This window comes from Acrocarpospora sp. B8E8, assembly GCF_039871605.1.
Classification (GTDB): domain Bacteria; phylum Actinomycetota; class Actinomycetes; order Streptosporangiales; family Streptosporangiaceae; genus Acrocarpospora; species Acrocarpospora macrocephala.
In genome coordinates this window covers 88,869-111,383 of record NZ_JBDPLV010000029.1, presented here as the reverse complement: position 1 = coordinate 111,383, position 22,515 = coordinate 88,869, and the positions used below count along the sequence as shown (strand labels likewise).

Below are 22,515 nucleotides of genomic sequence, written 5' to 3'. Positions count from 1 at the left end.
CGTGAGCCGGGGCGGATCGGTGAGTCCGCAGGATTCTCGCGGAGAGCTAGGCGCCAACGCATGTCCTGGCTACCGGCCACGACGGCGAACGGAGGAGGAGGCGGTGGCGCGGGGGCGGTGAGCACGATCTCAACGGTCCCGTCGGCTAGATGGATCCCGGCGACGCTCCGAATAGGCGGATCCTGGCGGTGGAGGAGATCGCCGAGAGCGGTCAACGCCGTGGCGAGTTGGCGGTCGGCTTGGGTGGCAAACCGGTAGTGGCGGTGCAGATCTTGCTCCACCCGCTGGATTTGAGGATCGGCGGGCAGGTGGATGCGGTCGCCGGGTGCGCGCTGCTGACGCTGATGGTGGCGCAGCTGAGCCAGGGTGGTCAAGATGCCGCCGGCTAAGACGCCGGTGCCGAAAACGACCGGCAGCGCCGCGTCGATCAGCGTCACTGTTGGGGACGATGTCGTCGGCGTGGACGGTGTGTTCGTGCCTGATGGTCCCGCGGAGAGGTGGTCGAGGGAAGAGTCCTCGCTGGTGGAGACGGCGGCGAGGATCATCGCCGGTGGGGCTGCGGCGGCCACGGGAGTGAGGGAGGAATGAGTAATAAGGTGCTGCGTCCGGGTGACTGGGTGAGTTTCGACGGTCTCGCGGCTCCCCACGGCAATCCGGGAACGCGCCGGCGGCGAATCAGAACGCGGAAGCACATCCCGACGACAGGGGAATCTCGATGCGCAAAGCACTGCTCACTGTGGTGGGCCTCGTGGTGGCCGCGTTCGCCATGTTCGCCGTCTCTGCCTCGCCCGCGAGCGCGGACTCCTGCGACGAGCTGGTCTGGGCGATGAACTACCACAACTCGATAGGCAACTACGACTACGCCAACTGGCTTGGCACGCTGGCGACCAAAGCCTGCGAAGGCCGCGACTTCGTGCCGGTGAACAACTCAGCCTCCTAGGATCGCGTGTTGTCCCGGCCGAGCGGTAGTTCGGCCGGGACAATGGTGGCTCGCCGAGGACGCGAGTGAGCTCTACTGCCGGGCGGTCACGCAGTGCCGGCCTGGGTGTTGGGCCAGTTGAGTACGGAGTTGAAACGCCCTTGATCCTGCTCGCCGGCCAGGGCACAAGATCTTCACGGTCCGCGAGCAACTTGAGGCGCTCGACCTCGGAGCCCCGGTGGTATCGCACTTTCAGTAGACCGCGGTCGTCAACGGCCTTGGCCGGCAGGCGGGCGTGCTCACTAGGAGGCCCAGCGGCTGGCCGCCAAGCTCGAGGCACTCGGCCACAAGGTCACCGTCCAGCCGGCCGCCGCCTGCTCCCCTCCTTAGCCGTCCCCAGCCGAAGATCACGGTCAGGGTTCGCTATCGCCTGCTTGGCTGAGGTCGATTCATGTGTCAGCCTCGCCCAGAAGATATGCATCAAACCTCCACAAAACATTGACAGCCCCGACACAAAAGGATCTTGCATCCTAACTCTATCTAGATAGATATTGGAGTCATGGCACGTGCACGACGTCCCTCCCCGCAGACCGCGGCTGTGCTCATCGCCCTCGCCGAGGCGGGCGCGGGCTGGAGTCACGGCTACGACCTGTGCCGCAACCTCGGCCTGAGGGCGGGCACGGTGTATCCGATCCTCATCCGCCTCACCGAGCGCGGTCAGGTGGAGACCTCCTGGGAGACCGACCCGCCGCGCGGGCGGCCGGCCAGGCACCTGTATCGGCTCTCCATCGCGGGCGCCGAGCTCGCGCGCTTCGTTGCCGAGTCGGCGCGTGCCGGCGACGGCGCACCTGCCCCCGGCGCGGCCCGGCTCGCGCCCAGGACCACCTGACCGCGACCGCTCAACCCCCGGCACGCCCTTGCCGTTCGGAGACCTTCGATGATGGACATCCTCAACTTCCTCCTCGCCCTGGCGGTGCTCGCACCGGCGCCCCTGCTCGCGATCGTGGTGCTCACGGTCCGAGTCCGTAACGCCGTGCGCCGGGGCGGAGCGGGCGCGCTCGCCGCCGGCATCCGCGCCGCGTTGCGGGGTGGCACCGGATGGCCCGTGTGGCCGGGACTGATCGTTGTCGCCGCCGGCACCGGGTTGCTCACCTTCGGCATGGAGCGCGTGTACCTCGCCATAGTCACGAACGGCCCGCGCTGGGGCTTCGACGTGATGCTGCTGGCCATAGTGCTCGGACTGCTCGCGGCGATGGTGACCGGCGGACTGGCCAGCCTGGCCGCGGTCACCGTGACCCGTGCCCGCGGATTCGGGGCCGGAACCGTCGCCGGGCTGCTCACGCTCATCGCCATGGCCGCCGGTGCCGCGGCCGCGCACCTGCCGTTGCGCGCCGCCTACCTGGCAGAGCCCGGCACGTTCCCCGTCGTCGCGAACCTCGGCACAGGCGACCTGCTGATACCGTTTGACATCTTCTTCCCCACGCTGATCTGGGCCCTGCCGTGGCCCATCCTCGGAGCCGCGCTCGGCACCCGCGCCGCGACCGTCGGCCATCAACGTGCGGTACGCGACGTCTGGCAGCTCCTGCTCGACCTGGCCGCCGCCGACCTGCCTGAGAACCGGTCCGCGTGGGGTGCCGCGCTGCAGGCCGAGCTCACGGCGATCGACGATCCGGCCGAGCGCCGCAGGTTCGCCCTCGGCGGGACCTGGACCGCGCTGCGGTCCAGGCCGCCGCGCGGCACGTGGTTGCAGGCCGCTGGGGCGGCCCTCGTCGTGGCTGTTGGGACGTTCGCCGCCTCGCGCTGGTCACTGGCGCACGACCAGGGCGGCATCCTCAGCTTCTGGACGGGCGTTCCGACCGTCGTGCTGCTCGTCGTCGCGCTCGTTACGGCCTGGCGCGCCCGATCCTTCGGCTCAGGGCTGCGCGGCGGAGCCGTGGCAGGGCTCGCCGTCTTGGTGGCGGTGCTCGCCGTCAGCATCCCCGAGGCCGTGGTCTGGGTGAACGAGCGTGCCGGCTACCTGAGCACCGGCGACGCCGTGCCGCCGACGTGGCAGGCGGCGGTCCTCGACGTGCTGCGCCCGGAGTTCCTCGTAGGCATGATCGTCTTCTGGGCGATGGGCGCGGCCATCGGCGCGGCCCTTGGCGCGGCCATCGGACGCCTGCGCACCGGGGCTCCCGACGACCTCGTCGCGGCCGCTGACCGCTGACGCCGATCCAGAGGCGTCCAGATCCCGGAGAGCGGCGGATCGCTTGATCGTTGTTCGCTGTTCGCTGTTCGCTACACTCGCCCTGAGTCGCACGTCGGCAGGGCACTGGCAGGGCTGGACAACGCCGAACACCCCAACTTAATCGCAGCCGCTCGCCCTTGGCCGCTTCCTTGAACTGGCGGCGGCTGTTCACCGAGTGGATCGCCCTCACCACCCACGCCCAGTAGGCCGCCCGCCACCTCGGAGACCGCCACGGCGAAGGCACGGGGGTGGGCAACCTCGGGCTCGGGCTGGCCTGGTGCGGCGCGTTGAGGAGGCCGTCACCGCCTTCCAGCAAGCCGCCGCCATCTTCCACGAGCTCGGCGACCGCCACAGCGAGGACATCGCGATGAGCAATCTGTCAGCGACTCAGGAAGCGCAGAACAGGTAGCCACCTACGGTCACGGCGCCAAGATCCACCGAAGATGCCAACTAACCCCGAACAACCCACGCCGTTGCCGCCCGAATTGAGCTGACACCTACCAGCTCAGCGGACTCCGCTCTCGTCACCTTCAGCTGGAACGGACATGGATGGAGGATTTAGGCTCGTCGCGGGCTCTGCGGTGGCGGCCGATCGAGATGATGAGCGGGGTTCCGCTGACGGGGTCGGTGGTGATCTCGTAGCGCAGGTCGAAGACCTCCTCGACCGTGTCCGGGGTGATGACGTCGGCTGGCACGCCTTCTGCGACGATGCGGCCAGCCCTTCATCGCGATCACATGGTCGGCGTGGCGGCACGCTGGTTGAGGTCGTGCAGGGCCATGACAATCGTGCGGTTCTCCCGGCGGTTCAGGTTGATCAGGTCAAGCACGTCGACCTAGTGGGCCATCTCGAGGAAGGTGGTGGCCTCGTCGAGGAGGAGCACCGGTGTGCCCTGCGCGACGGCCATTGCGATCCAGGCGCGCTGCCGCTGGCCCCCGGAGAGTTCGTCCACCACGCGGTCGGTGATGCCGGTGGCGGCCAGCGCTCCCTGCACCACCTGCTGATCGGCCTTCGACCACTGCCGCCACCAGGTCTGATGGGGTGACCGGCCGCGCGTGACCAGGTCGATGACTCCACGCTCAGTCCGGCGCGTTTAGCGGGCCGATGATGGCGCGGCGCAATTCGGCCTCGCCCATCGCCGTCACGGTGAACGGCCCGGCCCGCAGCGCGTCGATAAGGGGCGGCAGGGGACGCGCAACGATCCCAGAAATCACCGCGCACTCCGATGACGATCAACCCCGCCAGCTGGCCGCCGGGACCGGCCGGAGTTTCGGCAGTGGCCCGTAGCACCGATATGAACGCCTGAAGCGACTCGAAGGCCGTGTCATCCAGGCGGGGACTCTGCTTCGCCGAATCCACCGCGATCTCCGCATCACCCACTCCGGATGACGCGAGGGTGAAGATCTCTTCAAACTGGTCCACCACCAGTACTAGACGCTCCTGCGCCGAATGCGATCTCGGTGAGCCCGTCTGCTTCAACACAACCTGGCGAAACAGGAGCGGGGCTTGATCGGGATGCGCGGCGAGCGTCGCGCGGACGTTCACGGGATCCGTCCCCGCGAGGGCGGCCAGGTGAATGGCCAGCTCGGTAAGCGGATCGGCGGTGGGAGACATGACCACGCGAGGCCACCGCGCGCTGCCGGGCGCACCGGGAAGCCGGCCCGCGGCCAGATACGGCAGCAGTCCTGCCCGGAGCAGAGAAGACTTTCCCGCGCCGGACGGCCCAGTCACCAACAGCATGCCCAGACCATCCAGTCGCGTGGCGAGCATCTGGGCCAGTTGGGCGGTGACCTGCTCACGGCCGTAGAACACATCCGCGTCGTGCCAGCCCGCGATAGGGGCTGCCCGACCACACCTGTTCGGTGCGGTCGGAGGCAGAGTAGTGGTGCTGGTGGTCGTGATACTCGATGGTGCCGGCTACAGGGCCGGTGAAGAGGTTGTCATGAAACTCCACATGGTCCCCGGCGTAATGCTGGGCTTCGCCCGGGACGTCGTCCGTGGGGTTGTCCGTGGCGCTGTGTCCGTCAGACGGGGTCATGGCGATTGTGATCTGGGGGGCGAGTCATTGCGCTCTTCCCGGTGACCGGTCCGTGGAACACGTTTCCCTGAAACTCTATGTGGTCGCCTCCGTAACGACGCGTGACCTCAGGCGTGGGAGTAAGAAGACTCGGAGAAGCTTGTCCTGAACGGGTCTCGTCGGCGGTGGGGGAAAGCGGCTCCGCGTTGACGGCAATCGCGGGTGGACCAACCCCGGCGGAATCAGCAGGCGTGTTTTCCGGGCGCGTCCGGCCATGGAGCGCGATGACTAAGCTTGCGATTTAACGTCACTCTCGGTGTTCGTTGTCCGTGGTTACGGTCTTGCGGTAGGGCGGATGCTTGTCCTTCGGCCGATTCCTTGATCCTTTAGGGCGTCCGGGTCCCGGTCGGGTGAGTTTCGGTGAGTCGGCGGGAGTTCCCAGTTTTGCGCGGAGACGGCGAAAGCCGAGGCGGACCCGGTAGGGGCTGAGTCCTCGTCCCGGTTGGGGATGCGGATGCCAGGGGCGGCGCAGGTCATCGACATGGGGGCTGGCCAGCCGGAGTTGGGCGTAGGCGGCCAGGATCAGGTGCATCCAGCGGTCGGTGGCCTGCGCCGAGGCCAGATGGGCGCGGGCCATGCCCAGGTAGACCTTGGCGAACCGGTGAAAGTGTTCTTGATCGAAGCGGCGCAGGTAGGCCCTCCACAGCAGGTCCACCAGATCCGTGTCGGCCTGGACCGGGCCGGCGTGCCACAGCCAGAGATCTTTGGTCGGCTTGCGGCCATCGGGCAGCCGGTCCACGACGATCTGGATGATGGTGCCGCGCACGGTGGGCAGCCGCTGGTCGGCGGGATGGCCGGCCCAGCGGCCGGTGCGGGTGAGCTTTTGATGCAGGCCAGTCCAGGCCCGGACCGCCACGGTGCCATACCGGGCCGAGTTCGCGACCAGGTCGATGTCGGGGGTGTGCCGCCTGGCCGGGTCAGAGCAGGAGAACTCGCGGCCGTGGCGCTTACCCGCTCCCCTTTCGCCGGGTTTGCGCGGTTCGGGATCGGCGTAGAAGACGCGGGTGGCCCGCAACCGGACCAGCACTTGAACATGATGATCGGCCAGCGCATGGGAGATGTCGGTGGCGTAGTTCCCGGCATCCAGCATGACCAGCGGCGGCGGGTCGCCCGCGGTGAGCTTGCCGGTCGCCTCCAGACCATCGAGCAGATCGGTGATCTGCTCGATGGTGACATCAGTGTGCTCTTCCCCCGGGCGGATCCGGCGCGCCTGGATCGGATCCACCCACGAGGCGGAGCCCCACTGCACGCCCACCAGGATGCTGTAGGGCCAGCCGGGCAGGAACGTGTCGCCGCCCTTGCCGCGCACCTGCACCATCACCCGCTCATCGGCGTACTCGGCGTCCGGCCGGGCGTCCGGCGTCACATCCAGGGCGAACATCAACGGCTCACCCGGCCGGGCCGCCGCCGACACCCCTAGCAGCAGGCGCCGCAGCCCGCCCGCGTCGATTCGCCCCTGATCCAAGGCCGCGTAGACCGAGCCGTGCCCGCGGCGGAACTCCGGCTCCATCGACAACTCCACCGGCGAGCGGACCGGCCCTTGCGCGCACAGCATCGCATCGGTGAGCTCGAACAACGCGTCCGCCCGGCGCCACAGCAGTCCGTGCAGGTCGGCACGGAAGTCGATCAGGGGATGAAGATGTGGCCGACCAGCTGCCCCAACGTCCTCCGCCACCTCGCGCACGGCTGCGATAGTGAGCATCTGCGGCCACCCCCTTGGTCTCCGGTGTCTCTCAACTCCGAAGATGAGGCGGTGGCCGCTCACCATCGTCACGACACGCCGTATCGAAACGGCTACGTTCCGGTATGTTCCGCTATCTAGTGATACGCCACAACATCGGGCTTAACGTGCCTCCACCTGCACCAACGCCCGGACCTGCTTAAATCGCAAGCTAAGCCGGCCAAGCCGATGAACACACCCAGGACACTGCCCAGCTGATCGGCCCGATCCAGACCGGTCAACACAAAGATCATGCCTAGCGCCCCCACCACGGAGGCCATCGCCACCTGCGCTCTTCTGATCCGGGGCCTTCGCCGTATCGCCACGAACTCCATCGTGAAGCATGATCGATGAGGGGGAGCGGATTTCTCCAAGGTCGCATGAAGGCCGGGACAGGACGGCTGGGTACCGGTGGCCCATCGGGAACAAGCGAACCCGCTCCGGGTACAGGGCGGCGCAGCGGCACCGCAGGTGGGGATATTGGTCAACGTGTCGCATTCGTTTGCCCCGAAATGCCAGGGAAGGTGGCCTGACGGTAGGCCGAGGGAGTGCGTTTTAGGTCGCCGCCGGTCAGATCGACCCACGAGTACTTACGGTACTTTCCGGCCACTTCGTTTTCCGACGTCCACTTTGTGCTGTTCTTGATTCTTTCGGGGTCTGGTAATCCCTCTTACCGGCATCCCGCAGTACATCTCGTCCACGCGGACGAGATGTACCTGCCTGGCGCGCCCTTTCACGGCCTGCTCGCCGACGATCCCTGGCGGCCCAGCCTCGGTTACGCGACCTGATTACGAAGAACCTGGGCGATGACGACTCTGGTTATGTTCGGCTGTCTGGAGATATCGGCTCGCTCTAAATTGACGTTTTGGCGGATCTGTCGGATGAATGCGGGAAGTTCTGCGGTGCCGGTTTTCGGCCGTTAGCCTGAGACCTCCGCGAAACTGGCAAAACGGGGAGGGCGGCGTGCCGGAAGGGGATGTCCTTCGGCGGGATCTTGTGGTGGCGGCGATTCCCGGGGTTCAGCGGTTTGTCGCGGAGTCTCGGCGTACGGGTGATCTGTTCGCGTCGAGCCAGATCATGTCGCAACTGGCAAGGGCGCTAGTGGAGGCTGCCGCCGGGGCGGAGTTGGTGCTGCCGGGGCCGGGCGACGTCGATTCGGGGATCCCGAACCGGGTCGTGGCTCTCACCTCCCCGGGTGGGGGAATCGAGCTCGCCCGCCGCATGCGGGAGGCTGTCGAGGCTCGTTGGGAGAAATTCAGGGCCGCTGCCAATGCGCTGGAGAGTCCTGGATTCCCCATGGTCCAGTGGGTTGTCATTCCGCCGCTGCCGGGAGGTTATGAGGAGCAGTGGGGCCGGGCGCAGGAACTGCTGGCGGAGCGGAAGAGAAGCAGGAACTTCGTGTTCGCGCCGCTGCCTCAGGAGCGGATCTGTTCCCTGACCGGCCGCTGGCCAGCCGCGCGCGTGCCCGCGGACGCCAGGAGGGTCAAGCCGGGCGAGTTCCTGTCCGGGATCGGCCTGATCAAACGCCAGCGGGCGCGTGGAGCGCGGTTCCCGTCGACCTGGTCGATCGCGTCGGCTCCCTACCGGGGAGACGTGATCAGCCTAGCTCAGAGCCGTCCCGAATGCCGGGAGGCGATCGGGGATCTGTGTGCGGCAGTGCAGTTGTTGGAGGAGTTCTTCGACGGTGAGGAACGTGCGGAGCTTCGCCGTGGCGGTGGGGCGCTACCGGGACTGCGGCCTTCTTCGGACGAGGTCGTGGACTGGCTGCGTGAAGTCGAGGGCGCTTGGTGTGTGCCCGGAACGTGGGAGCCGGAATCGTTGCGGCGGGAGTACGGGCTGGCAGCCCGCCCCGGCAGGGAGATCTGCGAACCGGGCCGGGAGGCTGCTTCGACGCTGCGTTCACTGATGAAGGCCGAGGCGGGGGCAGCGTCGTTGACGCCGTACCTGGCCGTGCTCGCACAGGACGCGGACCAACTGGGCAGGACGCTGGGCGACAGCAGCCGGTCGGCCGGTCCCTTCCGCGACTGGCATGGCCGGGTGTCGGGTGCTCTGGCGGAGGCGGGCCGTGCGCAGCGGGCGGTGATCGAGTCGGCGGACTGCTTGGGGCGGGTGGTGTACGCGGGAGGCGACGACGTGCTCGCCCTGTTGCCCGCGGCGACGGCTCTGCGTGCCGCCCAGCGCTCTGCCGCTGCGTTCCGGGACGCGCTGTCCGGAGCGGTCGGGGGTGAAACCCCCACCGTGAGCACGGCACTGGTGTTCTTCCACGCCTCATCGCCCTTGCAGTCGGCGGTGTCGCGGGCGCAGCTGCTGCTGAAGGAGGCCAAGGCGTGCATGCGGCCGGGGCTGGCGGTAGCCGTCCATCACCGAGGTGGGGAGCGGGCCAGATGGGTGTCCGCGTGGAGTGACGGCGAGGTCGCGCTGCTGGCGCATCTGGAGACGCTGGTCACCGCGATGACCGGCGAGGGCACGTTGTCGGCGCGGCTGGCGATCGGGGTGGAGCGGGACGCCGATGCGCTGGCGGCACTCAGCCCCCGCTGGCTGCGGAGGGAACTGGCCCGGCGAGCCGTACGGCATGGCCTGCCGGAAGAAGCGGGGGCGGCCCTGTATGCCCTGTCGGTGCCGCGGGGGGATCACATCGAGATTCCCGTCGACGCGCTGCTGGTGGCGCGCTTTCTCGCCGCGGAGGGCGGCCGGTGACGCGCTGGGTGGTGCTGGAGCCCCTGGACACCATCGTGATCCGGGATGGGCGGGCATTCGACGCGGGGACCAACTCCGAAGCGCGGGCTGTTCTGCCCAGCCCGTCGACGATCGCCGGGGCCGTGGGCGCCGCCTACGGGGCGCCGCCGGGCGCGGGACGCGATCCCGCCGCACGGGGAACGATTCTGCCCGAGCGGGTCCAGAGGCCGTTCATCGCGTCGCGGACGGCCGCTGGGTGGGAGACGCACTGGCCGCTCCCCGGCGATGTGATCCAGGTCGGCCGGGGCTTGGAGCGGATGCGCCTGTCATCTCCGGGTCCGGGTGAGGTCACCGATCTGAGTGATCAGGTCGAGATGTTCCTCAGCGCGCCGCAGGACAGTGAGCCGGCGGAGGGCTGGTGGGACGGCGACGCGCTCGGCGCCTATCTGTGCGATGGGCGGGTGAGCGGGAACTTGAGCGCGTTCTGCGAGGGTGAGGGCGGGCGTCAGCCGTGGCGGGTGGAGCGCAGAGTGGGCATCGCCCGGGAGAACCGGATGGCCGCCGAGGGGATGATCTACTCCACCGAGCATCTGCGGCTGGCCGAGGGACACGGGTTGGCCGCCCGCTGTGTCGGCGGGCCGATGGGATCGTTGCCGGTGCGGACCGTCGACTTCGGGGGCCGTGGCCGGCGGGCGCAGATCCACCAAGCGGCGAGCGTGGCGATGCCCGAACCGGTGACGGACTTTCCCGGCGGGCGGATGCTGCTGTACCTGGCCACGCCCGCGGTGTTCCCCGGCGGGGACTGGAAGCCGAGGATCGCGGGTGCGCGGCTGGTGGCGGCGGCGGTGGGGCCACCGCAGGTGATCACCACGGTGACCGCCTCCGGTGGACGGGTGCGGGGCGGGTTGCTGATGTGGGCGGCCCCGGCCGCCAGCGTGTACTACCTGTGTTTCCCCGATGAGGAGGCTGCCGCGCAGGCGGCCGGGCGGCTCCAGGACGAGCCGCTGGAGCAGGCGGAGGACTGGATGAGGAGCGCGGGATTCGGGTTCGCCCTGCCCGGAAGGTGGTCTGCGTGAGAGCGCTGCTGTTGCTGTACGCGGAGACTCCCGTCCACGCGGGCGCGGACACGGGTTCGGGTGTGGTCGACATGCCGATCCAGCGGGAGGTGGCGACAGGGCTGCCCATCATCAAGGGGGAGAGTCTCAAGGGCGCGCTGCGTGAGCACTTCCGTGACATCCCGCGGTGGACGCAGATCTTCGGGTCGGAACCTCCGCGCGGCGGCGAGGAGACCACGCCCGGCTCGTTGCGCGTCCACGAGGCGCAGCTGGTGGCCTTCCCCGCCCCGACGATGGAGGACACCTTCGCCTGGGTGACCTCCCCGATGGCGCAGGCCCGCCTGGCCCGCAAGACGGCGCTGGCCGGGCTCGCGCTGCCGCCGGTCCCCGCGCCGCAGGAGACGTCCTGGATCAGCAGGGAACAAGCCGGCGAACTGGTGATCGGGCCGTACGTCGCCGCCACCCAGTTCAGCGCGGCGCTGAAGAAGTGGGCGGCCGAAATCGCCCAGCGGGGGTTCCCGGATGACAGTTATTTCCGGGCCAAGTTCCAGCGTGACCTGGTGTGCGGCGGCGACGACCTGCTGGCGGCTGTGAGCCGTGACTGCGCGCCGGTCACGGCGCGGGTGCAACTGGGCGGCACCGGGGACACCCGGACCAAGACCGTGCGCAACGGCCCGTTCTACAGCGAATACCTGCCCGGGGAGAGCCTGCTCGCGGCCCTGCTCGAAGGCAGCCCCGGCGACCTGGGCGCGGTGGCCGCGCTCGATGGGCAGGTGCTGCGCGTCGGCGGAGACGAGAGCATCGGCAAGGGCCTGATGTGGTGCCGCCTGTGGAGGCCTGATGACGCTACGGCGAGCTGATCACGATCTGGCGGCCGATGCCATGCGGGCGCTGGACCGCATCCGGGAGGCCTGCGGGCAGAAGGTCTCGCCGCAGGTGCTGACCCGGCTCCGCGCGCTGCCGACCATGCTGCGGGCCAGCGGTGTGCTGGCCACGCTGGCCTTCTACGCCGCCAAGCGCGGCGAGAAGAAGGAACTGGAGAAGGCATACGACATCGTCGGTGCCGAACTGCGCGCCCAGATCTGCGCGGTGCTCGGCTGGCAGGAGACGGGGCGGCCCTCCCTGAGCCTGGACTTCCTGACACGGCTCACCGATCACCTGCGGGCCAAACCGGCGAGCCTGGGGATGCTCTCGGTGCGGCTGGAGGAGTTCTCCGGATGGCTGAGCCGCCTGGCCGAAGCGCTGGAACGAGAACAGGACCGGGAGGGATCCGATGCCTCGTGATCAGCTCGTTCTCGGTCCGCTGGCGAAGTTCGTCGAGGTAGTGGACGGGCGATTCAGACCCGCGGAGCGCCTGAAGTCGGCCAACGGGCGGATCCTGCTGCACCGTACGGCGGTGCTCGACGACGACCTGGTCGACGAGCCGGTCCTCAAGACGGCGGTGAAGTACAACCTGGGACAGGGCGAGCGGGCCGGGACCTCGGCAAGCGACCTGGTCGAAGCCGTCGCCAGACGACGGCAGGCGGCGATGGACGGGCTCGGCCCGATCAGGCGCGTCGAACTCCGCATGTGGGGCGCGCTGGTGACCGGCACCGCAACGGGCAGAGTGCGGGATGTGGGGATCGAACTGGACGGCACCTACGGCTGGCCCGTGCTCCCCGGCAGCTCACTCAAAGGCGTGACCCGGGAGTACGCGCGCCAGCACGGCAAGCCCAGCACGGAAATCTTCGGCTCCGAACCGGAAGCCGACGAGCACATTCCGGGAGCGGTGAGGTTCTTCGACGCGCTACCCGGCCCGGGCGGGGTAGAAGTCGTCGAGCACGTGCTCACACCGCACACGCGCGGATATCGCAGCGCGGCCGGGTCCGGGAGCCCGGCTCCGCCCGGCGAGCACATCAACCCGGTGCCGATCCCGTTCCTCGCCGTCGAGCGCGGCGCCTTCATCGCCTACCTGGCCGGCCCGGAACCGCACCTGAGCGCCGCCGCGGACCTGCTGAAGGAGGCCGTCGACGAGCTGGGCGTGGGCGCCAAGACCGCCTCAGGTTACGGGTATCTGGAGGCGACGATATGACGATCTATGTCGTGCCCTGTGGCCTGTCGGTGCTCAAAGGGTGGGACCAGCGGGCCGCGCTGCCCGGCGCCAAGGCGGGCAGGTTCGTGGAGGCCCTCGGCGTCTGGGCTCAGCGGACCCCGCTCACCGGCGCCGATCCCGACCGGCTCGCGGATCACGACGTCATCGACTCGGCGCGGCGCGCGCTCGGCTCCGCCGTACCGGACGCGGGACTGCCGCGGTGGCCCGCCGACATCTGCGCCGAGACCGGCACCCTGCACGCGAAGGGCCTGCGCCGTCTCACCGGCGGCGACGACCGCGTGGTGCTTCTGGCCTCCGACACCCGGACGGGGATCTCGGCCGCTCTCTGCGTCGCCCTGCTCTTGGGCGACGAGCGCGTCGCGTACGTGTCGGCACCCGCCGGCGACGGCGAGGTGGCCGGCTTCCGGGGGCGGCTGCGTCCGGGGACCGCGACGGTGGTCCGCATTCCCGGCCTTCCACAGGATCTGAACGGCGCGGTCGGGGCCATCGGCCGGGTGCTGCGCGCCGTCCACGAGGTAGACGAGGACCTGCAGGTCCACCTGACCGGAGGCTACAAAGCCACGCTGCTGCACACGCTGGCCATGACCGAGATCGTCTACTCCCAGGCGCCGGAGCGGACCTCGGCCTGGTACACCTTCGAGGGCAACGCCTCGGGGGCCACCAGGATCGGTCTGCGCCGTTTCCCCAAGGGCTACCTGGACGTGATGCGGGCCGAGCTGTCGCGCGTCAAGCAAGGACTCAAGCCGCAGCGCGGCCCTGAGGCCTTCCAGGCCGAGGTCGCCTGGGAGAGGTACGGCTCCGGCTACCGGCTGAACGACTTCGGGCGGGGATATCTGGCCGTGCTGGGCGAGATCCCGGGCAGCAACGACGGCAGCCCATGACAGACTTCGCCGATCTGATCGCGCTGCCCGGAGAAGTCCCCTGCCCCGTGCCGGAGCTGGCCGGCGGCGACGACATCGACGCGGTGTTCAGGAACCGAAGCACCGTCGATCGGGTCGCCGCGTGGCGGAAGGTGCTCGCCCGGCAGAACAGTGGCATCTGGCGGTTGTTCGCCTTCCACCCGGGCACGGTGGGGCGATCGTTCACCCTCGATGAGCAGGCGCAGGTGCGCTGGCAGATGCTGGCGGAGATCTATGAGGCCTGGTACGGGATGGCCGCCGACAACGCGGTGCCCGGACTGGGCGCCCGGGAGGCGGCGATCGGTGCCGGATACCTGGCCAGGACCCGGTGGCTGCTGCTGTCGGCGCCCTTTCGCTGGCGTATTGACGGGGAGCCGGTCGATTCGCTGGTCGAGCGGGCCAGGGAGGCCCGCGAGGCGTGGCTTGGCGTTCTGGCCGCGATTGAGGATTATCCGAGCCTGGCGGCCATCATCGATGTCGAGGCCGACGCCCGGGACATCGCCATGGTTGAGATCGGCAGAGACGCCCTTGAGGAGGGATCTGGCGGAGACCCGGCACGAAGCGGCATCTGCGGATATGTCGTGACACGGATTCTGCTACCGCGGTTTGCCTGGTACGACACCGCGCGGACGATCCGCCGCATGCAGGGTGACTCGGTTCTTTGGAGGTGGTACGGCGCCGCGGCGCTGTTCGCCTTGGCGGTTGCCGCCTTTCTCGTCGGCCTCGCATGGCCGTGGGTGTTCACCGTGTCTGCCGCGCTGGCCGTCGCCGGATACGCGGTGATCGCCTACAGCGCGGTGGCCATGCCCGCCTCCGGCTGGGTGTGGTTGCTGCGCCAGCCGGCCAGCTCGGCGGTCGGCCTGCTCACCCTGGCAGCCCTGCCCGCCGACTGGTGGTCCAGATCCGCTCCCGGTACGGCGCTGGCCGCCGTCGCGGTACTCACGGCGATCGGCTTCGGATACCTGGCGATCGAGGCCGGCAATCACGGCGCCCAGGGATGGCCGCTGGTGCGGCGCGTGGCCGTCGTGGGCACGATCGGCTTCGGGCACGCGGCGGCTGTCAGCGTGATCGGGCTGCGGTTCGTGTTACCCGCCTTCGCCGCGACAGCCGAAGCGCCGGGCGTGCCCGAGAGCATCGCCTGCTGGTGGAGCGCCCGCGGCTGCGGACCGGCGCTGGATCCGTGGCTGCTGGTGCTGGCCGCGACGGCGTGGAGCTTCGTCTCGGGCGTGTTCCTGCAGATCCTGTGGGACGACCAGCCGATCACCGCGCCGCTCGCGCACGTCGCCTGGCGAAAGGGGCCACGATGACCTGGCAGCCGCTTCCCCTGCGGACCGTCACCCCCGCCTTCCTCGGCAGGTTTCCCGAGGGCGCCGGCTCGGGGCAGATGGCCTTCCCGATCCCCAGCCTGCGCGGCGTCCTGGCCTACTGGCTGCGCGCCCTGGCCGGGCCTCACGTCGGGGACGACACCGGCCAGTTGCTGCGCGCCGAGACCGAGCTGTTCGGCACGGCGGCGGGTGAGGGGACAGCGGGTCCGTCCAAGATCTTGTTACGCGGCGGCCGGATCGCAGTCAGCGCGCCGCCGGCTCCGGATCTGAAACTGGGCTACCTGATGGGACCCGGCTTGACCGATGAGAACCAGCCCAGACCCCGCCGTCTGGGCCCTTCCATCCTCAAGCTCGAGGTCCGGAATCTCGGCAGGCCCAGCCACGCCGATCTGTTCTTCAGCGCATTGTGGGCGTTGCGGACCTTCGGCGGCATCGGCGCCCGTACCCGCCGCGGGTTCGGCACCCTCGCGATCGATCCCGATCGGGTCCCGCGGCTGAACCTGGAACGGAATTCCTTCGACCGGGCCTGGCTCATGCGGGACCATCCAGCCGATCTTCCCGCGGTGCTCGACTGTGTCGCTCGGGCTCTGGCCGATCTCGGTGTCCGGAACGGGACTTTCGCCGGCCAGCCCAAGTATCCCTGCTTCGCCGACGGCTGGTTCCACGTCGCCGAGCATTGGCTGCGCGAGGGTGGGACGCACCTGCTCGCGCTGGCCGATCTGGGGGACCTGCTGAAGCGGTTCCGCCACCCCGGAACGCCGCCGCAGCCTGGGAGGCTACCGAACACCGCCGGATACCGGCAGATAGCCCGGGCGTACGCGGAACGAAGGACACCGGCCGGGCCCTTCCCCGACGGCGCGCTGGGGCTGCCGGTCGTTTACACCGTCCACGGCTTCACCGAGTCGGTCACGGTCGAACCCGTGGACGCCGACGCCAGCCCGGCTCGGCGCGCGTCCCCCTTATGGCTGCGGGTGACCCCACGCGCCCGCGGCTGGCGGCTGCGTTCCCTCGCCTTCCACACCCAATGGCTTCCCGATGATGTGCGGCTCCGCGTCAAGATGGGCACCACATCGGGTGGGCGGCGGCCCGACCCGGTGGCCAAGCCCAGTGCCGCCACGATCAGGGCCGAACTCGACCGCTGGTTCACCTTCATTGACGCCGAGCGTCCCGCTGGGCCAGGAGGATGAGATGGGCCGGGTACAGGAACACGCGGAGGGCGTCGAAACCGGCTCGGTTGGCGCACCAGAAATGCCCAGCTCCAGGGCCTGCTGCCAGCGAACGCGACACCCATCACGCCCACGAGGACCATGATCGCCGCCGACGCGCGCAACGATCTCCAAACACGCAGGCCACCACCCCCGAAAACCGCCAGCCGTCACAAACCCCCGCCCGACCCGAAGAGCATGGAACCTCGAACCCACCGAGGATCGCCTGCGTGTGCTCGTGGTCACAAAACCGCCCGACCCGAAGGGCATAGAAACGCAGCAGAGGCAGACGAACACCTTGCTGTAGTTCGGGTGGTGTCACAAACTCCCGCCCGACCCGAAGGGCATAGCAACGGAGGAGTGCCGCGAGGAACTCGTATGGTTCTCGTAGTCACAAACCCCCTGCCCAACCCGGAGGGCATAGATGCACGGCGATGGGGAAGGTGAACCACGGGATGCCCGGTCACAAGCCCCCCGCCGCCAATAGCGGCTCGTTGATAATCTCGCCGACCCGGAAATTAGAAACCAGAAATGTGTGGTGCATATTGCTGCATGGGTCACAGGCTCATCCGACCCCGAAAGGAGTATCGCGTGCCGGAGGCAATTTTATTGCGTCTGAGAATCGAGGGTGCAGGAAAGGCGGATACTCGGCAATTGCACGGACTAGCATGTTCTCTGTTCGAGAAAGATGGGGACCATGCCGCTCAAGTGAAGCCGTTTTCCGTATGGCCCCTGTCCCCGGATCCGATGGACCCGGAGACCGGGGTGATCCTGCGCTGTGCCTGGCTGCGAGAGAATGCTATTACGTTCGATCCGGATACGCTCGCTACGGTCCGGTTGGGGGCGCGATCCTGTCGCATCACTGGTTATGAACGTCACCAGGAGTCGTTCGAGTCGGTGATGACGGGGCCGAAGGTCGGCGAGGCAATCCTTTCGTTCCGGTCCCCTACATTCTTCGCAGCCAACGGGCGCCGGGTCATCACGCCGGATCCCCGTCTCATCCTGGGCGGCTACCGGCGGCGCTGGAACGAGTCACTCCCGGAAGCTTCGCCGTACGTGATCGAAGACGAGGTCTGGACGGCGGCCAAGAGGATGGTCGAGTTGCGCTCGTTCGACCTGAGGACGGTCAAGCGCGACGGTGGTCATGGCACCGAGGTGTCCGGGTTCGTCGGGACCGCCACGCTGAGGGCGCTGTCGGCCGACCTCACAGACGTTTTCGGCCCACTGCTGCGGTTCGCGCCCTACTGCGGGACGGGCGCGCAGACCACCCATGGCTTCGGGGCTACGACGATCACCTTCCCAAGGCGCGGTGATGGGTGAACTCACCGCGCGGGCGTTCACCGAGCAGAACCTGCTGGACGCCTGGCATGCCGTACGGGAATCGGCGTTCGAAGACGGCGAGGCGGGACCCGAGGTGGAGCGGTTCGAGGCCGCCGCCGCACGGAAGATCAGCGCTCTCGCCGAGGAACTCGCGGACGGGAGCTTCACCCCCAGTCCGGTGATACATGTTGAGATCGCCAAGCCGTCCGGCGGTGCCCGGATCCTCGGGGTGCCACTTCTGATCGACAGAATCGTCGAACGTGCGCTCCTGGCCGAACTCGACGCCGTCATCGACCCGATCCTGCTTCCGTGGAGTTTCGCCTACCGGCGCGGGCTTGGGGTCAGGGACGCGATCGCCGCTCTCGTCGAGGCACGGGACGCGGGCGCGGCGTGGGTGGCGCGCGCGGACATTGAGGATTGTTTTGCGAGCATCCCGCGCTGGGAGGTCCTGCGCCGTCTCCGGGCGGTCATCACTGATTCCGCGGCGGTCGATCTCGTCGGCCGCCTGATGGACCGGCCAGTCGCCGGCAGGCGTGTCAGCCGGATGACCGAGGAGTCGGCCTCCACCAGGGCAGCGCGCTGTCCCCGTTGCTCTGCAACCTTTACCTTCACGAGTTCGACAAGGCGATGCTGGCCGAAGGCTTCCGTGTCATCCGCTATTCCGACGACTTCGCCGTCCCCGTCCGCGATCGTGCTGAGGCGGAGAGGGCCTTGACCACAGCGAGCCAGGTACTGGCCGCTCTGCGATTGGAGGTCAATCCGGCCAAGAGTCAGATAGTCGCCTTCGACAACGGTGTGCCCTTTCTCGGTTCCACGGTTACCTCCACGACCAGCCCGGGCGTGGATGCGCTGTCGCATCCCCTGGAAACGATCGTCTACGTGGACAGGGATGGCGCACTGCTTCGCAGCCGGGGAGAGCGGCTCACCGTTGAGCACAACGGGCAGGTGCTCTTCCGGCTCAACTTCCGGCGGATCCGGCAGGTCGTGTGCCTGGGCAGGGTCGGGATGACCACACCGTTCCTGCACCGGGCACTTCGATCCGGTATCGATGTGGTGGTGCTCGACGACCAGGGCGGCCCGGGCGGACGGCTTACCTCGCTCGCGGTCACCGATCCGACCCTCCGCCGGGCGCAGTATGCCGTGGACGACGGCCGTGATCTGGCGAGGGCCTTCGTGGACGGGAAGATCGCCAATATGCGTGTGGCCCTGCTGCGCGCCGCAAGACGGCACCCGGATCAGATGCTCGCCGACATCGCCGAGACGATGGCCGTGACACGCCTGGTTCTGCCCGACGCCAGGTCAATCGAGGAGATCATGGGGTAGGAAGGCTCGGCGAGCCGGGAGTACTTCCGCGCATGGCGGTACCTGTTCGGCGACCTGTGGGGTTTCCAGGGGCGGCAGCGCCGGCCGCCGCCCGACCCGGTGAACGCGATGTTGTCGTTCGGCTACACCCTCCTGGTACACGAGGCGGTTGCCGCCCTGGAGATGGCACGGCTCGACCCTGCGGTCGGGTTTCTGCACCAGTCTCGGTGGGGTCGGCCCAATTTGGCGCTCGACCTCATGGAGGAGTTCCGGCCGGTGGTGGTCGACGCGGTGGTACTGCGGTGCCTGACGACAGGCATTGTCCGGTCCGAGGATTTCGAGGTGGTGCCGGATCGGGGCTGCCGAATGAACGATCACGCGCGGCGCGCCTTCGTCGCCGCGTACGAGCGCCGGATGCTCACGCTGTTCACCCACGAAGGCACGCGACGGCGGATCTCCTACCGTGTTGGCCTGTCTCTGCAGGCCAAGGCACTGGCCCGGACCATCGTGGATCCCGGCACGCCGTACCGCTCGATCAGGTGGAAATGACTATGCAATACCTGATCTGCTACGACATCGCCGACGACGCCCGCCGCGACGACGTCGCCACTCTGCTGTCCGGGTACGGGCCGCGGGTCCAGTTGAGCGTCTTCGAGTGCGACGTCCCGTCCCGTACGGTGGCCGCTGAGCTTCGCGGAAAGCTTCGTGCCTTGATCGATCCCATCGAGGACCAGATCCGGATGTATCCCCTCGACGATCGCATGGCCCGTGGACTCGTGGTGATCGGAGCTCGTACGATCGAGGAACGCCAGGATTTTTGGATCATCACATGATCGGTACATAGTCCCCGGGGAACCGGCCGAGGAGACGTCGGTTGGCGCATCGCAAACACCCAGCTCACAGCCCCTCAACCGCCGGGAGAATCGCAATCATGCTCTCCAGGCGGATCGGTTAACCAGCCCGCGCGCGACGATCTCCAAACCCGCAGGTAGACGGTCATCAGATAATCGATCCCTCGCAAAGCCCCGCCCGATTCCCAGGGCATAGAAACAACCGAAGAGGAACGCGGCTCCGATGGTCGGTGCCACTCGCAAAGCCCCGCCCGATTCCCAGGGCATAGAAACTTAACGTGGATGCGCTATCTTTTGACCTAGGCGACTGCCACCCCAAATCTTTCACGATCTTGAGCGATGACGACACAGCGTCAGATGATCTTGGTTGCTTGTGTGTGGGCATGGCGCGGGCCCGGCGGGGTTTGCCGGGGTGGCCCTTGGTTTCCCCTGGCGGGCCGGTGGGCGGGGCCTTTCCTCTGGTGCGGTCGGGTGGGGTGCTGGTCAGGGCGGTGAGGCGGTGAGGTCGCGGATCTTGGTCCAGGCCAGGATGAGGTCGGCGACGTGTGGATGGTCGTCGGGGAGCCGGATGATCCGCCCACGCGCGCGCCTGACGCGGGCGGGGACTCTCAGCAGTTGTTCACGGAGCCGGGCGGGGGTGGCTTTGCATAGTTCGGGGTGGTGGTCGAGGACCAGCAGGCGCAGCCAGGCCAGCAGGTCCGCGGCGAGCATCACGGCCAGGCACCAGGCTTGATTCTGTGCGAAGGCGTAGAACGGGAACCGGTCCAGCCCAAGATCTTTTTCGTCTTGATCACCGATTCGACGCCGGCGTGGTTGCGGTGGAAGACGTCGTGGCGCTGGTGGTGGTGACCGGCAGGTTGTGGGCGACGGCTAGGAAGCGCTGGCCGCGCTTCTTCTCGATCGCGCTGGCCTGTTTGCGGTGGCGCGGGTGCAGGGGTTCGAAGCGGGCGACGACCTTCATCTGCCGCGACCAGCCGTCGGCCAGGGCCAGCAGGCCGGTCAGGTCGGCCACGTGCGCGCCTTTGCGGATCTTCCCTTCCGGGGTGAGGGCGGCTGACCACGCGGTGGCGGGCACCTTGACGATCGCGGCGCGGACCGGCTCGGTGACGTCGAAGCCGACGCTGTAGCGCCAGTCGTAGCCGTGTTCGGCGGCTTGGGCGCCGATCCAGGTCAGCAACTCCTTGGTGGCCCCGGCGCCATCGACCCGGACGATGATGTTCTTGCGGTGGCGGGCCGGGATCTGCGCGATCGCCTGTCTCAGCACGGTGCGATGGTCCTCGGCGGTGTTGGACCCGGCATTGCCCTCACGGAGCAGGATCGCGACGACCTCGCCGGTGTTGGCGATGGTCACCACCAGCGGATGCAGGCCGAAGATGTGCCGCTTATAGGTGGGGGCCGAGCCTTATGGCGATGCCGCTGTTATGCCGAGTCTTGGCGTGGGTCTGCTGGACGGCGGGGTTCCGGGCTCCCCTGCGGACGGCATAAATCGCGGTTCATAGGCTGTCGGGGAAGGCGAGGAGTTGGTCGGGTGGTTTGTAGCGGCCCGGGGGAACATCCGGCGGGGAGGTCCGGGCCAGGGCGCGTTCCTTCAACTCCAGATCGGCGTGGAGGTACTTCTGGGTGGATTTGATGTCGTCGTGACCGAGCCACAGGGCGATGACAGCGAGATCGACGCCAGCGAGTCGCAGGCGCATGGCCGTCGAATGTCGCAGCGTGTGGGGCGATAGGTTCTTGTCGGCCAGGGACGGGCACTGGTCGACGGCGATTACGTGGTACTTGTCGAGCCGGGCCTGCACTGCATCGCGAGACAGGAGCCGACCCTGTCGGGTGCAGAACACCGGATCGCCTGGTTGGCCGGCGCGTTCGGCGAGCCACTGCCGGAGCACCACGACGGTGGGTGCATCGAGCGGGGTGCAACGGTCTTTGCGGCCTTTCCCAGTGCAGCGAAGATACGGTCCGGTGCCGAGGTGGACGTCACCACAGGCCAGGTGGGCCAGTTCGGACACTCGCAGTCCTGTTCTCAGCGCGACCAGCAGGAGAGCGTGGTCACGCCGCCCGATCCAGGTGCTGCGGTCGCAGGCGGAAAGGATCGCCTCGGCTTCGATGTCGGACAGCCAGCAGATGACGGTGGTGGCGGTCCGGCTGCCCTCGATGGCCAGTACCCGCTGGATAGTCGCCGAATCGTCGGGGGGCGCGTAGCGCGGCGTAGCGAAACAACGAGTGGATCGTGGCGAGACGGGCGTTGCGGGTGCGCGGGCTGTTTCCCCGTTCGATCTCCAGATAGCGGAGGAACCCGGTGAGCAGCTCATGGTCGAGTTGGTGAAGGTCCAGCCGCCACGGTGGCGTGCCGGTCGAGGACTGGGCGTAGGTGAGCAGGAGGCGCAGGGCGTCGCGATAGGCGGCGATCGTGTGCGGGCTGGCGTGCTTTTGAGTGATCAGTTTGTCGGTGAAGAAGCTCTGCAGGATGGGGGCGAGACGGGTCACGAGCGTTCTCCCGGGGGCTGATGGGGGTGGCTCATCCGATCGGCGGCCAACCCCGAACTTCTCGCCCTAGCCGCCGCGCGCCAGGAAACCGTCTGGCAGGAGATCCGGCCATGACCTTGATCGCCAACACTCTCCAGGCCTTCTTCACCGACCGACTCATCCAGCAACGGCATGCCAGCCCCCGCACCATCGCCGCCTACCGCGACGCCCCTCGGCTGCTCCTCGGGTTCGCCCATGAGCGGACCGGCAAGACGCCATCCGAGCTCGATTGGGACGACCTGGACGCCACTATGGTCTCGGCGTTCCTGAACCACCTGGAAGACGACCGGAACAACAGCGTCAGAACTCGCAACGTCCGACTGACC

At 68.2% G+C, this 22,515-nt stretch carries 26 protein-coding genes and 2 pseudogenes; 19 read left to right on the top strand and 9 right to left on the bottom strand.

Features of this window, described 5'->3' with window-relative positions:
• The first annotated feature begins 149 nt into the window (after positions 1 to 149).
• The 6 genes from ABGB08_RS26805 (at position 150) to ABGB08_RS26780 (ending at position 3,555) form a co-directional block, all read left to right on the top strand.
• The gene (locus tag ABGB08_RS26805; RefSeq protein WP_347594913.1) at positions 150 to 389 is read left to right on the top strand and encodes a hypothetical protein; all 240 of its coding nucleotides are present in this window, start codon (positions 150 to 152) and stop codon (positions 387 to 389) included.
• The gene (locus tag ABGB08_RS26800) at positions 376 to 588 is read left to right on the top strand and encodes a hypothetical protein (protein WP_347594911.1); all 213 of its coding nucleotides are present in this window, start codon (positions 376 to 378) and stop codon (positions 586 to 588) included. The genes ABGB08_RS26805 and ABGB08_RS26800 overlap by 14 nt, the downstream gene beginning before the upstream one ends.
• A 127-nt stretch (positions 589 to 715) precedes the next feature.
• The gene (locus ABGB08_RS26795) at positions 716 to 940 is read left to right on the top strand and encodes a hypothetical protein (RefSeq protein ID WP_347594909.1); all 225 of its coding nucleotides are present in this window, start codon (positions 716 to 718) and stop codon (positions 938 to 940) included.
• A gap of 538 nt (positions 941 to 1,478) precedes the next feature.
• The gene (locus ABGB08_RS26790; protein WP_347594907.1) at positions 1,479 to 1,808 is read left to right on the top strand and encodes a PadR family transcriptional regulator; all 330 of its coding nucleotides are present in this window, start codon (positions 1,479 to 1,481) and stop codon (positions 1,806 to 1,808) included.
• A 48-nt stretch (positions 1,809 to 1,856) separates the two neighbouring features.
• Positions 1,857 to 3,125 (top strand): hypothetical protein, encoded by a 1,269-nt coding sequence (locus tag ABGB08_RS26785; RefSeq protein WP_347594905.1) that lies wholly within the window; start codon positions 1,857 to 1,859, stop codon positions 3,123 to 3,125.
• A gap of 298 nt (positions 3,126 to 3,423) precedes the next feature.
• Positions 3,424 to 3,555 carry a hypothetical protein gene (locus ABGB08_RS26780; RefSeq protein WP_347594903.1) on the top strand — a complete coding sequence of 44 codons (132 nt, stop codon included), beginning with the start codon at positions 3,424 to 3,426 and terminating at the stop codon, positions 3,553 to 3,555.
• 121 nt (positions 3,556 to 3,676) lie between these two features.
• Here the strand turns inward: ABGB08_RS26780 and ABGB08_RS26775 are convergent, their stop codons facing one another.
• The 5 genes from ABGB08_RS26775 to ABGB08_RS26755 form a co-directional block, all read right to left on the bottom strand.
• Entirely contained in the window at positions 3,677 to 3,841 is a 165-nt protein-coding gene (locus ABGB08_RS26775) for a hypothetical protein (protein ID WP_347594901.1), read from the bottom strand.
• A gap of 138 nt (positions 3,842 to 3,979) precedes the next feature.
• The gene (locus ABGB08_RS26770; protein ID WP_347594899.1) at positions 3,980 to 4,141 is read right to left on the bottom strand and encodes an ABC transporter ATP-binding protein; all 162 of its coding nucleotides are present in this window, start codon (positions 4,139 to 4,141) and stop codon (positions 3,980 to 3,982) included.
• An 82-nt stretch (positions 4,142 to 4,223) separates the two neighbouring features.
• Positions 4,224 to 4,358, bottom strand: coding sequence for a hypothetical protein (locus ABGB08_RS26765; protein WP_347594897.1), 135 nt, complete (start codon positions 4,356 to 4,358; stop codon positions 4,224 to 4,226).
• A gap of 581 nt (positions 4,359 to 4,939) precedes the next feature.
• Positions 4,940 to 5,182: a hypothetical protein gene (locus ABGB08_RS26760; protein WP_347594896.1), complete on the bottom strand. Its 243-nt coding sequence runs from the start codon at positions 5,180 to 5,182 to the stop codon at positions 4,940 to 4,942.
• Positions 5,183 to 5,468: 286 nt separating this feature from the next.
• Entirely contained in the window at positions 5,469 to 6,923 is a 1,455-nt protein-coding gene (locus ABGB08_RS26755) for a transposase (RefSeq protein WP_347594894.1), read from the bottom strand.
• 981 nt (positions 6,924 to 7,904) lie between these two features.
• Between ABGB08_RS26755 and cas10 the strand changes: the two genes are divergently transcribed.
• From cas10 to cas2, 12 genes and pseudogenes are all read left to right on the top strand, one after another.
• Complete coding sequence (gene cas10 / locus ABGB08_RS26750; protein ID WP_347594892.1) at positions 7,905 to 9,638, top strand: type III-B CRISPR-associated protein Cas10/Cmr2; 1,734 nt, start codon at positions 7,905 to 7,907, stop codon at positions 9,636 to 9,638.
• The gene (locus tag ABGB08_RS26745) at positions 9,635 to 10,693 is read left to right on the top strand and encodes a type III-B CRISPR module-associated Cmr3 family protein (RefSeq protein WP_347594890.1); all 1,059 of its coding nucleotides are present in this window, start codon (positions 9,635 to 9,637) and stop codon (positions 10,691 to 10,693) included. Before cas10 ends, ABGB08_RS26745 begins: the two co-directional genes overlap by 4 nt.
• The gene (gene cmr4, locus ABGB08_RS26740) at positions 10,690 to 11,532 is read left to right on the top strand and encodes a type III-B CRISPR module RAMP protein Cmr4 (RefSeq protein ID WP_347594888.1); all 843 of its coding nucleotides are present in this window, start codon (positions 10,690 to 10,692) and stop codon (positions 11,530 to 11,532) included. Before ABGB08_RS26745 ends, cmr4 begins: the two co-directional genes overlap by 4 nt.
• Positions 11,513 to 11,956 (top strand): type III-B CRISPR module-associated protein Cmr5, encoded by a 444-nt coding sequence (locus ABGB08_RS26735; RefSeq protein ID WP_347594886.1) that lies wholly within the window; start codon positions 11,513 to 11,515, stop codon positions 11,954 to 11,956. Before cmr4 ends, ABGB08_RS26735 begins: the two co-directional genes overlap by 20 nt.
• Positions 11,946 to 12,743, top strand: a complete 798-nt coding sequence (cmr6, locus tag ABGB08_RS26730; RefSeq protein WP_347594884.1) for a type III-B CRISPR module RAMP protein Cmr6 — start codon at positions 11,946 to 11,948, stop codon at positions 12,741 to 12,743. Before ABGB08_RS26735 ends, cmr6 begins: the two co-directional genes overlap by 11 nt.
• The gene (locus tag ABGB08_RS26725) at positions 12,740 to 13,645 is read left to right on the top strand and encodes a hypothetical protein (protein WP_347594882.1); all 906 of its coding nucleotides are present in this window, start codon (positions 12,740 to 12,742) and stop codon (positions 13,643 to 13,645) included. Before cmr6 ends, ABGB08_RS26725 begins: the two co-directional genes overlap by 4 nt.
• Positions 13,642 to 14,970: a hypothetical protein gene (locus ABGB08_RS26720; RefSeq protein ID WP_347594881.1), complete on the top strand. Its 1,329-nt coding sequence runs from the start codon at positions 13,642 to 13,644 to the stop codon at positions 14,968 to 14,970. Before ABGB08_RS26725 ends, ABGB08_RS26720 begins: the two co-directional genes overlap by 4 nt.
• Entirely contained in the window at positions 14,967 to 16,175 is a 1,209-nt protein-coding gene (locus ABGB08_RS26715) for an RAMP superfamily CRISPR-associated protein (RefSeq protein WP_347594880.1), read from the top strand. Before ABGB08_RS26720 ends, ABGB08_RS26715 begins: the two co-directional genes overlap by 4 nt.
• Positions 16,176 to 16,784: 609 nt before the next feature.
• The gene (gene cas6 / locus ABGB08_RS26710) at positions 16,785 to 17,513 is read left to right on the top strand and encodes a CRISPR system precrRNA processing endoribonuclease RAMP protein Cas6 (RefSeq protein WP_347594878.1); all 729 of its coding nucleotides are present in this window, start codon (positions 16,785 to 16,787) and stop codon (positions 17,511 to 17,513) included.
• Positions 17,464 to 18,228 carry a reverse transcriptase domain-containing protein gene (locus tag ABGB08_RS26705; protein WP_347594876.1) on the top strand — a complete coding sequence of 255 codons (765 nt, stop codon included), beginning with the start codon at positions 17,464 to 17,466 and terminating at the stop codon, positions 18,226 to 18,228. The genes cas6 and ABGB08_RS26705 overlap by 50 nt, the downstream gene beginning before the upstream one ends.
• Positions 18,132 to 19,364, top strand: a pseudogene (cas1, locus tag ABGB08_RS26700) (CRISPR-associated endonuclease Cas1); the annotation flags it as partial. The gene ABGB08_RS26705 and the pseudogene cas1, both read left to right, overlap by 97 nt.
• Positions 19,361 to 19,648: a CRISPR-associated endonuclease Cas2 gene (gene cas2 / locus ABGB08_RS26695; RefSeq protein WP_347594874.1), complete on the top strand. Its 288-nt coding sequence runs from the start codon at positions 19,361 to 19,363 to the stop codon at positions 19,646 to 19,648. The pseudogene cas1 and the gene cas2, both read left to right, overlap by 4 nt.
• Before the next feature lie 501 nt (positions 19,649 to 20,149).
• Here the strand turns inward: cas2 and ABGB08_RS26690 are convergent.
• The 4 genes from ABGB08_RS26690 to ABGB08_RS26675 all read right to left on the bottom strand — a co-directional run bounded on the left by ABGB08_RS26690 (position 20,150) and on the right by ABGB08_RS26675 (position 22,150).
• Positions 20,150 to 20,434 carry a transposase gene (locus ABGB08_RS26690; protein WP_347594971.1) on the bottom strand — a complete coding sequence of 95 codons (285 nt, stop codon included), beginning with the start codon at positions 20,432 to 20,434 and terminating at the stop codon, positions 20,150 to 20,152.
• Between the two features lie 22 nt (positions 20,435 to 20,456).
• Positions 20,457 to 21,032, bottom strand: coding sequence for a transposase (locus ABGB08_RS26685; RefSeq protein WP_347594965.1), 576 nt, complete (start codon positions 21,030 to 21,032; stop codon positions 20,457 to 20,459).
• Between the two features lie 127 nt (positions 21,033 to 21,159).
• Positions 21,160 to 21,726: a tyrosine-type recombinase/integrase gene (locus tag ABGB08_RS26680; protein ID WP_347594963.1), complete on the bottom strand. Its 567-nt coding sequence runs from the start codon at positions 21,724 to 21,726 to the stop codon at positions 21,160 to 21,162.
• Positions 21,713 to 22,150: a site-specific integrase gene (locus tag ABGB08_RS26675; protein WP_347594872.1), complete on the bottom strand. Its 438-nt coding sequence runs from the start codon at positions 22,148 to 22,150 to the stop codon at positions 21,713 to 21,715. The genes ABGB08_RS26680 and ABGB08_RS26675 overlap by 14 nt, the downstream gene beginning before the upstream one ends.
• A 20-nt stretch (positions 22,151 to 22,170) precedes the next feature.
• On the opposite strand from ABGB08_RS26675, the pseudogene ABGB08_RS26670 reads away from it, so the two are divergent.
• A pseudogene (locus ABGB08_RS26670) lies at positions 22,171 to 22,491 on the top strand (hypothetical protein); the annotation flags it as partial.
• Between the last annotated feature and the right edge of the window lie 24 nt (positions 22,492 to 22,515).